At 42.9% G+C, this 14,105-nt stretch carries 14 protein-coding genes; 10 read left to right on the top strand and 4 right to left on the bottom strand.

Annotated features, from left to right (window positions below; translation table 11 throughout):
* Positions 1-153 precede the first annotated feature (153 nt).
* The 4 genes from IEV61_RS07170 to IEV61_RS07155 all read left to right on the top strand — a co-directional run bounded on the left by IEV61_RS07170 (position 154) and on the right by IEV61_RS07155 (position 2,989).
* Positions 154-864 (top strand): porin family protein, encoded by a 711-nt coding sequence (locus tag IEV61_RS07170; protein ID WP_188415195.1) that lies wholly within the window; start codon positions 154-156, stop codon positions 862-864.
* A gap of 123 nt (positions 865-987) precedes the next feature.
* The gene (locus IEV61_RS07165; protein ID WP_188415193.1) at positions 988-1,710 is read left to right on the top strand and encodes a porin family protein; all 723 of its coding nucleotides are present in this window, start codon (positions 988-990) and stop codon (positions 1,708-1,710) included.
* 74 nt (positions 1,711-1,784) lie between these two features.
* Complete coding sequence (locus tag IEV61_RS07160; RefSeq protein WP_188415191.1) at positions 1,785-2,462, top strand: porin family protein; 678 nt, start codon at positions 1,785-1,787, stop codon at positions 2,460-2,462.
* 53 nt (positions 2,463-2,515) lie between these two features.
* Positions 2,516-2,989 (top strand): SixA phosphatase family protein, encoded by a 474-nt coding sequence (locus tag IEV61_RS07155; protein WP_188415190.1) that lies wholly within the window; start codon positions 2,516-2,518, stop codon positions 2,987-2,989.
* 576 nt (positions 2,990-3,565) lie between these two features.
* Here IEV61_RS07155 and dprA read toward each other — a convergent pair.
* Entirely contained in the window at positions 3,566-4,672 is a 1,107-nt protein-coding gene (dprA, locus tag IEV61_RS07150) for a DNA-processing protein DprA (protein ID WP_188415187.1), read from the bottom strand.
* 340 nt (positions 4,673-5,012) lie between these two features.
* Between dprA and IEV61_RS07145 the strand changes: the two genes are divergently transcribed.
* Entirely contained in the window at positions 5,013-5,390 is a 378-nt protein-coding gene (locus tag IEV61_RS07145) for a BlaI/MecI/CopY family transcriptional regulator (RefSeq protein ID WP_229747064.1), read from the top strand.
* Positions 5,387-6,997 carry a M56 family metallopeptidase gene (locus tag IEV61_RS07140; protein ID WP_188415185.1) on the top strand — a complete coding sequence of 537 codons (1,611 nt, stop codon included), beginning with the start codon at positions 5,387-5,389 and terminating at the stop codon, positions 6,995-6,997. The genes IEV61_RS07145 and IEV61_RS07140 overlap by 4 nt, the downstream gene beginning before the upstream one ends.
* A 59-nt stretch (positions 6,998-7,056) precedes the next feature.
* Here the strand turns inward: IEV61_RS07140 and rsmG are convergent, their stop codons facing one another.
* The 3 genes from rsmG to IEV61_RS07125 are packed head-to-tail and all read right to left on the bottom strand — an operon-like array spanning position 7,057 to position 9,395.
* A complete protein-coding gene (gene rsmG / locus IEV61_RS07135; RefSeq protein WP_188415183.1) occupies positions 7,057-7,683 on the bottom strand; it encodes a 16S rRNA (guanine(527)-N(7))-methyltransferase RsmG in 627 nt (208 codons plus the stop codon).
* Entirely contained in the window at positions 7,684-8,277 is a 594-nt protein-coding gene (locus tag IEV61_RS07130) for an RNA polymerase sigma factor (protein WP_188415181.1), read from the bottom strand. It lies immediately after the preceding gene.
* Entirely contained in the window at positions 8,268-9,395 is a 1,128-nt protein-coding gene (locus IEV61_RS07125; protein WP_229747063.1) for a glycosyltransferase, read from the bottom strand. Before IEV61_RS07125 ends, IEV61_RS07130 begins: the two co-directional genes overlap by 10 nt.
* A 167-nt stretch (positions 9,396-9,562) precedes the next feature.
* On the opposite strand from IEV61_RS07125, the gene tgt reads away from it, so the two are divergent.
* The 4 genes from tgt to IEV61_RS07105 all read left to right on the top strand — a co-directional run bounded on the left by tgt (position 9,563) and on the right by IEV61_RS07105 (position 14,067).
* Positions 9,563-10,693: a tRNA guanosine(34) transglycosylase Tgt gene (tgt, locus tag IEV61_RS07120; RefSeq protein ID WP_188415179.1), complete on the top strand. Its 1,131-nt coding sequence runs from the start codon at positions 9,563-9,565 to the stop codon at positions 10,691-10,693.
* Entirely contained in the window at positions 10,693-11,808 is a 1,116-nt protein-coding gene (locus IEV61_RS07115) for an LptF/LptG family permease (protein WP_188415177.1), read from the top strand. The genes tgt and IEV61_RS07115 overlap by 1 nt, the downstream gene beginning before the upstream one ends.
* Positions 11,809-11,869: 61 nt before the next feature.
* Entirely contained in the window at positions 11,870-12,769 is a 900-nt protein-coding gene (locus IEV61_RS07110; RefSeq protein WP_188415175.1) for a DMT family transporter, read from the top strand.
* 998 nt (positions 12,770-13,767) lie between these two features.
* Positions 13,768-14,067: a hypothetical protein gene (locus IEV61_RS07105; RefSeq protein ID WP_188415173.1), complete on the top strand. Its 300-nt coding sequence runs from the start codon at positions 13,768-13,770 to the stop codon at positions 14,065-14,067.
* The last annotated feature ends 38 nt before the right edge of the window (positions 14,068-14,105 follow it).

Raw genomic sequence — 14,105 nt, 5'->3', positions numbered from 1 at the left:
AAAACTTCTCAATGCATGGTTTAATTACATCGCAAAAAAGTGATTCTCCTACACTTAAATGCCGATTTAAGAGAAAGATGAATATTTTTTAACGATAAAATAACTAATAAGATAGTTTTAAATTTTATATTTGCGCTAAACTTTATTACATATATGAAAAAATTATTCCTTGCCATGATCATGGCAGGTTCGGCATTAGGCGCGTCTGCACAATATGCCCAGCCAACAACAACTTTCGGTATTAGGGGCGGCTTAAATCTGGCCAGCGTACAAGTCAGCGCCGATGGAAGTTCTACCACTGCTAATACCGGTAAAATCACAAACTTTTCGGCCGGCTTTTTTGCCGATATTAGCATGAGCGATGGTTTCTCTATACAACCGGGCTTATTTTACAGCGGCAAAGGCTTTAAATTAGATGGTTTAGACAGCAGAGTTGACTTTGGTAACGGTAACGTTATCTCGTCTACCGGTGAAGCAAAAACCCACATTTCATACGTGCAGGTACCTGTCAACTTTGTATTTAATGTACCCACCAGTGCCGGTAAATTTTACGTAGGCGCTGGTCCGTTTGCCTCGGTTGCCATAAGGGCCCGCGTTAAAGGTTATGGAGAGGATACTTATACCATAAATGGCCAAACACGTACCGAAAGAGAAGATATTAACCAAAAAATAGAAATAGGTTCTGATGACGGCATTAAGCGCTTTGATTATGGTGCTACCGGTTTAGCTGGTTTCCGCTTTAGTAACGGTGTATCGGTTAACGCTACCTACGATTTAGGCTTAGCCAACATCTCTGGCGGTAATAGCGATGAAGGAAAGTTGAAAACCCGCACCATTGGATTTTCGTTAGGTTTTAATTTCTAACCATTAAGATAATATTCAGAGTAAAAGAGGAGCTTGTCTCCTCTTTTTTATTTTGATAGTATTTGGTTAGTGGCCTGTTGCATTTGTTTATCTATGTACGTAAAGCTTAAACAACCCATTGTTATGCTTAACAAAATAACCTTATCTGCATTCTTGCTTATTGTCGGCTCTACTGCGTCGGCACAAACTACACCTACATTTGGCGTTAAAGCCGGTTTAAACTTCGCATCTACTACCAATACAACATCGGCCATTACCAGTTTTTCGGCCGGGGCATTTGCAAATATGGACATGGGCAAATCAGTTTGGTTTCAGCCGGGCATATATTACTCGGGTAAGGGTTATGAATTGCATCAGGCTGATATGTATAACGCAGGAATAGGATTCGGACTGGTTGCATCAGATATAAGTGCAGCCAGAGTTAAAAACGAAGAGAAAACCACCATCAATTATCTTCAAATACCACTCAACTTTGTTTATCACAAATCAGTTAAACTGGGAAGCTTTTTCATTGGTGCAGGTCCTTTTGCATCAATAGCGCTTAGCGGCCGGTATAAAGGTTACGCCGAATATTCAATGCTTCCGAACCAGAATGATATAATATATCGTTACGATTTTGATAGAAAAATTAAAATAGGCGAGGAACCCGAGCAAATGGAAGACTATACCCAATTCTCAGACATTAAACGAATGGATTTTGGAGCTACCGCTTTAGCTGGCTTTGCCTTTAACAATGGTTTACTTTTCAATGTGAACTACGATTTAGGCCTAACCAACATACGTTCGGGCAATTACGGCACTGTAAAAACCCGCATCATAGGGTTTTCTTTAGGTTTCAACTTCTAACCATTAAGATAATATTTGGAATAAAAGACGAGTTTGTCTCTTCTTTTATTTAGAATTAACAAAACCAATCAAACATGATCAACAAACTAACCTTATCAGTGGTTCTGCTGTTAAGCGTACTTTCGGTATCGGCACAAGGCATCAAATTTGGTATAAAGGGCGGGCTAAACGCTGCAAACTTTGCACGCTCGGGTAATGCAGATTTTGATATTAAAGGCAGCAATACGCTGGTCGGCGTTCAGGGCGGCTTATTTGCCAACCTTGACTTAGGTCGTATCTCTATACAATCTGCCATCATGTATACAGGCAAAGGCGGCGGAACCTATATGGATTACGTGGATGACGATATCAGGGATATTATTTATGGCAAAGCCAGCATTTATTACCTGCAAGTACCCGTAAACCTTGTTTACCATGTGCCATTAACCAAAGGCAAGTTATTTGTGGGCGCCGGCCCTTTTATATCAAGAGCTATTAACGGAAGGTTTAATGCCTATGACAAACCTAAAAACGCTAACGTTGCTGCTTATTATCGTGACCGTTATGCCTCCGGTATTGAATTCGACAGCAATAAGATCAATGGATTCAAGCCTTTTGATTATGGTATTAACGGGCTCATTGGCGTGCAGCTAAACAAAGTGTTGCTTAACCTGAATTATGATTTGGGACTGGCCGACATTAATCCCGAAAGACGCAGCATGTATAAAACGCGTACACGCAGTTCGGGCCTTACAATTGGTTATATATTCTAAAAAAATATGGATATTGCGGATGATAAACCGTTGTATACCTATTTTTTTAGCTCATGAAAAAGTTACTGCTCATCAGGCATGCCGAGGCCGAAAGCTTTGCCGAACAAGGAGATTTTTACCGTCCGCTATCGGCTAAAGGTATAGCCGATGCCACCCGTTTGGCTCAAAAGCTTGAAGCCGATGGATTGATACCCGATGAGATCATGAGTAGCCGGGCTTTGCGCACCACCACCACGGCCAATATTATTGCAAGCCAGCTAAGGCTGCCTTCTGCCAAACTAAGCCAGGCTATTTATGAAGCCAGCGAACGCACCCTACTCAATACCATTAATCATTTTAACGATAGTATAGCCTTTGCCGCCCTGGTGGGCCACAACCCAGGCATTGCCTACCTGTTGCTTAACCTCACAGGCAAAGTGCGCGATGTACTGCCCTGTACCGCTATTGCCGTGGTGTTTGAAGACGCCCACAGCTGGCAGGAAGTAAGCCATGAAACAGGCGTGATTACTTATTATACCGCACCCTGAGGAGTTAGCTGTTTAAACAAAGAATATCATGTCAGTCTGAGTTCGTCGAAGACTTAGCAAGGCGTACAGGTCTTCGACGAGCTCAGACTAACATGGGAGAAGTCACTTGCTATGGGATCTTGTCAAAGATTAAGCAAGGCGTACAGGTCTTCGACAGGCTGACTGACAAGTTCAGTAATTTTCTTGTAAGAGCTAATTGGCTATCGCGATATATCAACATACGTTTTCTACATCATAGAGTTTCACGTTAGATGGGTAGCACCAACGGCGCAAACATCGAGATGCATTATGTTAGCTATAAACAGGTAGCTCCTGAAGGAGCATTTTACCACCTTATCTACGCTACTACATATAAAACTCAAAAGAAACGATTAATATCCAATACCACTCATTCTGTTAATTCAGAAAATTCCGGTTCAAGACAATTTTGCGTTAGGGATAGCAACGGAAAGCCCGGAGTGCAGCGTAGCGAACGAGGACTTGCAGTGTATAGCCCGGGCCGGAGGCAACGCCCGGGAGAGAGTCAAAAGTATAGAATCCAGATTACAGAATAATACACTAATCAGCTTCAAAGCTTTAGCTGATCACGTACGTTTTACCGGGCCGGGCGTTGATATAGCCTTGCATTTCCATGTTCAGCAGGTTCATGGCCAGCTGACTTACGGGCATGTTGAGGCGTATGCTCAGATCATCTATAGCCACCGGAGCATTTTGCTGGTGCAGGGTTTCCCATATGGTTCTTTCATCGGCGGTTAGGTCGATAGGCAGGGTGATCTGGCTTTGTTTGGATTTAGATTTGGAAGTACCCGGGCTATCCCAGCCTAACAGGAAAGCCAGATCGGCAGCACAGGAGAGCAAACCGGCTTTGTTGTTACGGATGAGGAAATTGCAGCCTTCCGAATATTCGTCGGTAATACGACCCGGAAAAGCAAATACATCGCGGTTGTAAGAGTTGGCAATTTCGGCTGTAATAAGTGCTCCGCCTTTCAACCCAGCTTCTATAACTACGGTTACATCGGCCATGCCGGCTACGATGCGGTTACGCTGTGGGAAGTTTTCGCGGTCGGGTTTGGTACCCGAGGGGTACTCGGTGAGCAAGCCGCCATTCAAAAGCATCTTATCGGCCACGGCGCGGTTTTGGTTGGGGTACAGCCTGTCGAGGCCATGACCCAGTACGCCTACCGTGGGGATATTTAGGCGAAGGCTTTCTTTGTGGGCAGCTACGTCAATGCCCAATGCCAGTCCGCTTACTACCAATACTTCATATTGCTGCAAGTCTTCGAGCAGTTGTTTACATAGAGCGCGGCCATAGTCGGTAGCGTTGCGGGTGCCTACTATGCTTACAACACGTTGCTGGTTAAGGTTAGCATTACCTTTACTATATAAGAGGATGGGCGCATCGTTACAATTGCGGAGCTTTTTAGGGTAGCGTTCATCAGTAAAAAAGATCACATCAATGTTGTTCTTTTCTACATATTCCAGCTCGCGTTCGGCCAGGTGGAGGGCTTCGTTCAGGTTTAACTGATCTACAATTTTGGCGCCTATACCCGGCACCATTTTGAGCCGCCCTGGCGGTACTTTAAAAACATCTTCGGCATTGCCAAAGTAAGCCAGCAGCGAGCGCGATAAGGTGGCGCCTATGCCCTTTAAAAAGGTAAGCGCCAGTTGGTGTTTAAGTGACATATAGATTGGCTTTAAAAATAGAAAATTTTGGCCTGTTAAAGCGAATGCATTGTGAAAGAACATTGAGTTGGTTAAGTAACGACACCACTTGCATCACGAACAGATTTGCAAATCTAAAATGGCCTTTTAAACGCCTATAAGCCGGTTTGAGTAAATCGACTCCGAGCACTTAAAAATATAATACCTGATTATCAACATCTTACAAAATAAAACTACCTAAGTAGTTTGCAAACTATAAATATAGTAGCATATTTGACTATTGGAACTATAAAAACAGTTGGCAAACTATCCGAATAGTTTAAGTAAACTACAAAGGCAGTTGGCATTTTGCCCGGAAAAAATGATGAAAGAATTAACTAAAGCAGAGGAACAGGTAATGCAAATTTTATGGCAGTTGAAAGAGGCCATTGTTAAGCAAATTTTAGACAAGATGCCTGACGACCCCAAGCCGGCTTACAACACCGTAAGCACCGTAGTGCGGGTGCTGGAAAGCAAAGGTTTTGTTGACCATAAGGCGTACGGAAATTCGCACGTGTACTTCCCTATCGTGAGCGAGGAGGACTACAAGAAATTTGCTTTCGATAAGGTGATCAAAAGTTATTTCAACAATTCTTACAAGAGCCTGGTATCGTACCTGGTAAAAGAGCAGAAGCTAAATCTGAGCGAACTGGCAGAATTAATTTTACTGGCCGAACGGAGCCGCAATAAAGACAAATGATGATGAACTGGCTGCACTATCTTTTAGAGGCTAACCTGTACCTTGCTGTGGCTTACGGCTGCTATTGGCTGCTGTTTCGCAAACAAACTTTTTACACCGCTAACCGCATTTATTTGCTCGCAAGCACGGTGCTTTGTTTCGTAATTCCGCTGGTACAGGTAAGCACCTCGGCACCTGTGCAGTCGGTAACTCAAACGGTGCAAACTACGGCTACTGTAGTGGGTGTATCACAAACGGCCGTGGCACCCGTGGTCAGCACCTTGTTTTTAACGCCAAATAAAGCCCTTCAGGCAATTTATTGGCTCGCCGTGGCATCAATGTACGTTTGGCTCGTTACAAAGCTCTACAGCCTCTTAAAATTAGTTTTTACTAACAAGCGACTATCGCGGCACAACCTTACGCTGGTTTATGTGAATGATGAGCATACGCCGTTCTCATTTTTCGGCTACCTGTTCGTAGATCAATCGGGCGAATTGAATGAAGCCATGTTGCGCCACGAAATGGTGCACATACGGCAGAAACACAGCTGGGATATCATGTTCACCGAGGTAATCAAGATCATGAACTGGTTTAACCCGGTGGTATACCTGCTGCAAAATAGCCTCAAGGCTCTGCACGAGTTTGAGGCCGACCGCCTGGCAGCGGGCAACCAGCAAGCACCGGATGCTTATGTGGATTTTTTAATTGCCCGGGCTTATCACAGCAACGGATTGCCTTTTGCGCACCAGTTCTCTAACAAGCAACTTTTAAAATCAAGAATAATGAAGCTTTACCAAAAACGTTCGGGTAAGTTAGCCAGGCTAAGTTACCTGATGGCCTTGCCGCTGTGCGCAGGCCTGCTGTGCGCCTCTACCATGGCTTTCAGCAAAGATTACGGATGGATCAGAATCGGGCTTAAGCAGTTGCCTTCGGCTGTTCAGACAACAAAATCAATACCTGTTGATACCTCGAAGAAGAACAATTTGCTTATGGTTCAATATTTAAACAACCCCCAAAAAAACCGAATACTGGATTCGGTTGAAGTGTTAGAAAACGATGGCAAAAAACACGTTTATACACCACTTAACGTTACCGACGAAGACTTGGTGAGACTTAAAAGAGACTATAACGTTTGGATTCAAATTATGCATTTTCCAAGAAACCCACGCATACCTGCTCATCCAACCTTAATTGCAAAATCGTTGCCTCCGCCACCCCCACCACCGGTTGATCCGTCGAAACCAAAAAGTCTTGATATTCCACCGCCGCCACCGCCAAATGCTGTGCGTTTTCCGTTACCCAAAAAAGCAGTAAAGCCAGCTAAGTCTGTTTACAATGGCACGGAATTGCCTCCTCCACCTCCACCAAATACTGTGCGTTTTCCGCTACCCAAAAAAGCGATTAAGCCCGCCAAAGCCAGAACAATCAAGTTTCCGCCGCCGAAGGTTTATGATGAGAATGGTAAAGAAGTGACTGCAATAAACGGTATACCGCAAATGCACAAAACGACTACATCAAAGCAAGTTGATGAAGTCAAACCCGAGAAGTTGTCATTTATCGAAGCCGAGACTCTTCGGTTTAAGAATATTGCTACGCTTACTAAACCTGTTTTAAAACCTGGGTGTTAATTTAAATAAGCTTACAAAAGCTTCAGGTTAATTGAATATTTTATTTAAAAATCAGACAGTTATCCCTTCACATAAATCACCTGCTTAGTCTCGAAGAACTCCTCCTCAAAGTAATTCTTCAGGAAGTATTGCTGAACGGCCAAACCCGATTCGGCAATTTCCTGTTCAAGGTCTCCCCCCTTTAAATACAATATTCCGTTAGGCAATTGGTTGCCCGATCTCTTTTCGAACTTACCTTTCACCCAGGGGTAAAAATCTTTCAATTGCGTTACCGCACGCGATACCACGAAATTGAATTTTCCCGGCACCTGCTCGGCACGCATGTGTGATGCTTTTAAGTTTTGCAAGCTTATGGCCTGCGCCACTTCCTGTACTACTTTGATCTTTTTACCTATCGAATCTACGAGGTGAAAACTGGTTTCAGGGAACATAACTGCCAGCGGCACACCGGGAAAACCACCGCCCGTACCTACATCCAGCACCTCTTCGCCGGGTAAAAAGCCCATTACTTTGGCAATACCCAAAGAGTGCAGCACGTGGCGCTCGTACAAGGAGTCCATATCCTTGCGCGATATGACATTGATCTGCTGGTTCCAGTAAGGATAAAGTTCGGCCAGCTGTGCATACTGCTCCTGCTGTTTTGCTGTTATTTCGGGGAAATATTTGAGGATAAGTCCTGAGTCCATTTAGCGTTCTATGCGGTTAATAATGTTACCGAGCAGGTACTTGGCCCTAAACAATTGCGCCTTTACGGTACCCAGCGGCAGATCTAACTGCTGTGCAATCTCTTCGTAAGATAACTCGTCGAAGTACCTTAGCGTTAGCAAGTTGCGGTAACGCGGTGGCAAGCTTTCTACGAGCATTTTCAACTCTTCTGACTGCTGCTTCTTTATACTCGACTCCTCGGGGTTCAGCGTGTCGGCTTTAATTTGCATAGGCCGGTCATCATCCTCATCCATCATATTATCGATAGATACCGTGTTCAGCTTTTTCTTACGTAAAAAGTCTATACAGTTATTGGTAGCCACCCTGAACAGCCAGGTACTGAACGCATATTCGGGCTGGTATTTGTCCAGCTTTTCAAAGGCCTTGGCAAAGGTTTCTACCGTAATATCCATAGCATCTTCTTTATTGTTCACCATTTTAAGCGACATAAAGTAGATGGAATCTTTGTAGCGCTGCATCAGGTCGGCAAAGGCCTTCTGGCTGCCCTCCTTCGCTTTCAGCACCAGTTGAAAGTCGTTTTTAGCGTTCTCGGTAAAATTGGCATTTACTTCCATCGGGTAGTTTTTATAAATGTTCCTATTAGGCCAAATACAATTAAATAAACGTTGCACAGCAGATCATAGACTGGTAAGAACCAAACTAACCCTGTACCAGTCAGCTTTTTAGCCGACTGATGATAAACAATAACTTGAGTAATAAGCCGCACCACGTAAGCACCTGCAACAATGAATATATACGGCTCTTTTCGAAAAAAGATTGCCAATCCTAAACTTATATAAAATAAAAATCCGGTAATGGCTTCCAGGCTTAGCATACGGCGGTGCTCGTTCTTATACAACCCGCCTACCCCCATATGTCTTTTTTTCTGGCGGTAGTAAGCACTTAAAGATTCCTTGCTTTCAGAAAATGTAAAAGCATCGGGATGAATTTCGATAACCGTATTATCAGCTGTGGCGTTACGGTTCACAAAAAGATCATCATCGCCGGCCAAAACATGAAGGTGCGAGGCAAAGCCTTTACACTTGAAAAACAAACTCTTGGTATAACCTAAGTTGCGCCCAATACCCATATAGGCATTGCGCCCAATAGCAGCCGATAGGTAATTGATACCCGTACGCAGGGTTTCGAACCGGGTAAAAGCATTCAAAAAACCTGATGATTTAATGTACGGGGAATATCCAAGCACAATTTCGGTGCTGCCGGTAAAGTTGGCTGCCATGCGGGCAATCCATTGCGGCGATGCTGGTACGCAATCGGCATCGGTAAACAGCAGGTGTTCGTTAGCAGCGGCTTTAATACCCATGGTTAAGGCAAATTTTTTCCCCGTTTTAAAACGCGGATGCTCTGTAACAGTAACCAACTTGAGGTGCGGATAGTTTTTACTCAGTTCCTGTAAAACATGCGGCGTATCATCAACAGAGCAGTCATTTACTACAACTACTTCAAAATCAGGATACTCCTGGTTTAAAATGGAAGGTAAAAATTTCGGTAAGTTCCCGGCCTCGTTACGGGCACTGATGATGACTGATATAGGTAAACTAACCGTTTCCAGATCCTGATCGGGAAGACGGTAGGCGGCCAAACGACGCTGCTGAATGAGCAAGAAGCCCTTTTGCACCACAAAGCAAAAAACAAACAGGTAAAATATTGCGTCGGGTATATATTGTTCCAAACTGTAAACAAGTTATTTAATGAAGCAAAGCTAAGAAAAAAGCAGCCCCTCCCAACCCTCCCCGGGAGGGAGAGCTTTAAAAACTTAACATTTATTCAAAAAGTCTCCCCCTTCCGGGGAAGATTTAAAGAGGGCTTCTCTTTATTTTGCTAATTTTGCCACTTAGCATGAAATTTAATTTAACCGCTCAAGATAAATTTTCGAAAGCCCGCGCCGGAGAAATCACTACAGATCATGGTGTTATACAAACACCTATTTTTATGCCGGTGGGCACCGCCGGCACGGTAAAAGCCGTGCATCAACAAGAACTGAAAGACGACATTAAGGCGCAAATCATCTTAGGAAACACTTACCATTTATACCTGCGCCCGGGGCTGCAAACACTTGAACAAGCCGGCGGACTACATAAATTTAACGGCTGGAACGGCCCTATCCTGACCGATAGCGGCGGCTACCAGGTATACTCGTTAAGCAAGGCGCGTAAAATAAAGGAAGATGGTGTTACTTTTCGCTCACATATTGACGGGTCGAAACACTTGTTCACGCCGGAATCGGCCATGGATATACAGCGCGTTATTGGCGCCGATATTATTATGGCTTTTGATGAATGTACACCCTATCCCTGTGACTATGGGTACGCTCGCCGTTCCATAGAAATGACGCACCGCTGGCTAAAACGCTGCTGCGACCGGGTAGATAGCACCCAGCCTAAATACGGTTATAATCAAACCCTCTTCCCTATTGTACAGGGTTCGGTTTACAAAGACCTGCGCGAACGCTCGGCCGAAGTAATTGCCTCTTTTGAGCGCGATGGTAATGCCATAGGCGGCCTTTCGGTTGGCGAACCGGCCGAAGAAATGTACGCCATGACCGAGGTAGTATGCAATATACTGCCCGAAAGCAAACCCCGTTACCTGATGGGCGTAGGCACGCCGGTGAATATTTTGGAAAACATTGCCCTGGGTATTGACATGTTTGATTGCGTAATGCCAACGCGTAACGCACGCCACGGTTTGCTGTTTACTAAAGACGGCATTTTGAACATGCGGAACGAGAAATGGAAGAACGATTTTTCGGCCATTGATGCCGATAGCGATCTTTGGGTAGACCGCGACCACTCCAAAGCCTATTTACGCCACTTAATTACCTCGGGCGAGATGCTGGGCGCACAAATTGCTAGCCTCCATAACCTGCATTTTTACCTGTGGCTGGTAACTCAGGCACGGGAACATATAATAAGTGGCGATTTTTACAGTTGGAAGAATACCATGGTTAAACAATTAGCCCAAAGACTCTAATGTTCAAATTTCTGGATAGGTACATCAGAATAATTGACTGGTACATCATCAAAAAGTACCTGGGCACTTTTGTGTTCACCTTATCCCTTTTCCTGGTTATTATCGTAGTGTTCGATGTATCTGAACACCTGGACGATTTTTTGAAAAGCCATGCGCCGTTAAGTGCCATCGTGTTTCAATACTATGGCGGCTATTTACCCTATTATGCCAACATTTTATTACCGTTGATCAACTTTTTGGCGGTGATATTTTTTACGGCTAAAATGGCCAACCAAACCGAAATTGTGCCCATATTAAGTGGTAAGACCAGTTTTAACCGTTTTTTGCGGCCTTACTTCATTGCCTCAACAGTTATTTTTGTGTTTTTCTTTTTCGGGAACGTATTTGTTATCCCCTTTACCAACAAGCTAAGCGTTGACTTTAATAACACATACACCGGCGGATCGGATCCTACGCAAAAAGAACTGCACATGCAGCTGGATCATCATACTTATGTTTACCTGCAATCTTACGACAATGTAGTGCATACCGGCTATAACTTTGTGTTAGAAAAATTTAATGGTGATACGCTGAAGCAAAAGATGGTAGCCCAGCGGGTGGTTTATGATTCGTTAAAGCACAACTGGAACATACAGGAATATTCGGTAAGATATGTGAATGGCTTAAAGGAGAAGTTTGTAGATGGCACAGGCAAAACCAAAGACACTATTTTGGATATGCGACCCTCCGATTTTGAGACCAATAACGACATCAATAACAACATATACAGGGCTATTTCCACTTCAGACCTGAGCAAGAATATTGAGAAGGAAAAGATACGCGGCACCGGCCGGCTGGTAGAATTACAGTTGGAAAAGTACCGGCGCTTTGTATACCCTTTTTCGGCCTTTGTGTTAACGCTTATTGGCGTATCCATATCATCCCGTAAGGTTAGGGGTGGCATTGGCTTACCGCTGGGTGTAGGCATATTGCTGTGCTTTTTATACATCGTGGTAGATAGGTTTGCCAATGTATTCTCGCTCAAGGCAGGCCTTCCTCCTATTATAGCAGTTTTTATACCTAATGTGCTGTTTGGCCTTACCGGCTTTTACCTGCTCTACAAAGCACCCAAATAAGGTTGTAAGCACAAGTAAATCTTGTTCTTGCAAAATTTTCAAATATCATTGTTAAAGCATTGTGAGCAAAACGCCCGCTACCCAATTAAATAAGAATCTTATCATTCTGCACTTCACCGTTTTTATATGGGGGTTTACAGGCATATTAGGTAAGCTCATTACCATTACAGCGGTTAACCTGGTTTGGTACCGGGTACTTATCGCCTCTTTCACCTTGTTTGTATATTTTAAGTTTAATAAGCAGCAAATTAGCGTTAGCCGTAGCACCTTTATTAAACTGGTTTTAACAGGGGCAATGGTAGGCGGCCATTGGATCTTGTTCTTTCAGGCCATTAAGGTATCTACGGTATCGGTAACACTGGTATGCCTGTCATCGGTAACACTATTTACAGCCGTTTTTGAGCCCTTGATCAATAAAAAGCCTATCTCCAAGCTCGAGATCGTATCGGGTATGTTTATTGTTGCCGGCATTGTACTGATCTTTAAGTTTGAAACGCAGTATACGCTGGGCATTGTTCTGGGCTTAATAAGCGCTGCTGCGGCCAGTTTGTTCTCTATCATTAATTCGAGGCAGGTAAAAACCATTAGTCCGCCTGTAATTGCCTTTTATGAACTACTGGGTGCGTTCTTTTGGATAACTATATACATGCTGCTGACCAACGGCTTCACTAACTTTACGCTCCCTGCAAGCAATGACATTGCTTACTTAATCATCTTGGGCACTATATGCACTTCTCTGGCTTACGTAGCTGGGGTGTCTGTTATGCGCGAATTATCGGCTTTTAAAGTGGCACTTATCACCAACTTAGAACCTGTGTATGGTATTATTATGGCCTTCATGTTCTTTGGCGACATGCATACCATGAGCATAGGTTTTTGGGTAGGTGCTGTCATTATTTTATCTACTATCTTCTTCTACCCCGTAGCCCAAAAACAAATTGTACGTTTCAAAAACCGGTAAGCTTTTTAAGAAATCCCTTCATCCACTTTTTACACTAAGTAATTAATATCACCCTTTATTGATTACAGGCATGTGTTTAAATAATTGGTCGCGCCAACGCCAACAAGTGCAGTGACCGATTAGTTAGTTTCAAACTACGATCACTTCCGGCTTTTCATTACTATATAGACTCGCTTGAACAAAGCGCCTAAGACACCGGCGGGACAGGCAACCATCTTCTGACTTTTTAATGCTGACGCTTTTGTAAGCCTAACCATCATTCATAAATTTCTTCCTGGCTTTGCGCGTTAATATCGACCCAAACTCATATTGGTTTAAATAAATTAACGCTCCAATCAATATCTACCACAACGCATTTTAAGGCCCTCTAAGCAACTTCACATTTCTGCGCAGCTATACACCATTTTATTTTCGAAAGTTCCGCACAAAGAAAATCCAATTTTAGCTTAGTGTACTGATTCTTTTCTACTCTACTTGCCCATATTGTCAAACTGACTTGTATATACTTACAATTTATCTAAAATAAATATATTACTCAAATAATACATATAACTCATTTTCAATTAAATATAAATTTTACATAAAGTTAAATAACACAAAATTAAACCATTACAGAGCTATATATACTAATTATTTTAGTATTCTATTTATTTAACCTAAAATTGTATATTATAGTCACTAATTATGAGTACTTTATATACTTAAACATTAGAATTTATTTGAGATAACAATTTCAGCTTTACTTAAAACTTAAGTGTATTGAAGTAATACTTCATCTAATGTAAAATTTAGGTGTATGTACTTGCCATTTTCTAAATTTGTATACGAATGCAATTAGTTACTGAAAAATTGCCGGTAAATACTAAGGTCAAAATGACTTGCTCCTACCTAAATTGGGTAAGATGAATACCTGACTAAGCCAATCTATCCGTTTAGATTAGCAAGGTTTTGATGATAATTTTTTGCATATTGAGCTGCATTATTCAACCAAAGTAGCCATGAGTTTTAAAACGACGCTTGCCATTATAATTACCCTTGGGCTTACTATTCTCATCATGCAGAATACTGATGAAGCAGTTTTTACTATTTTATTTACATCGATAAAATTGCCCAAATTGGTTATGCTGACTGCCGTTTCGGTTAGTGCATTTATTTTGGGCATACTGGTGAGCCGACCTAAACGACATAGGAAGGACGACCCTTATAACGTTTACGATGATGATGAAGAGGAGCAGGACGAGCGCCCTAAAGGCAGGCGCGATACACTAAGCGACGAAGACCGTGATTACATCAGTTGAAAATTCAGGATGAATTAAGATTTTCAACATAGAAACCG

The sequence above is a fragment of the Mucilaginibacter galii genome, assembly GCF_014635825.1.
Taxonomy (GTDB): domain Bacteria; phylum Bacteroidota; class Bacteroidia; order Sphingobacteriales; family Sphingobacteriaceae; genus Mucilaginibacter; species Mucilaginibacter galii.
This window is presented reverse-complemented; position numbering and strand designations above follow the sequence as displayed.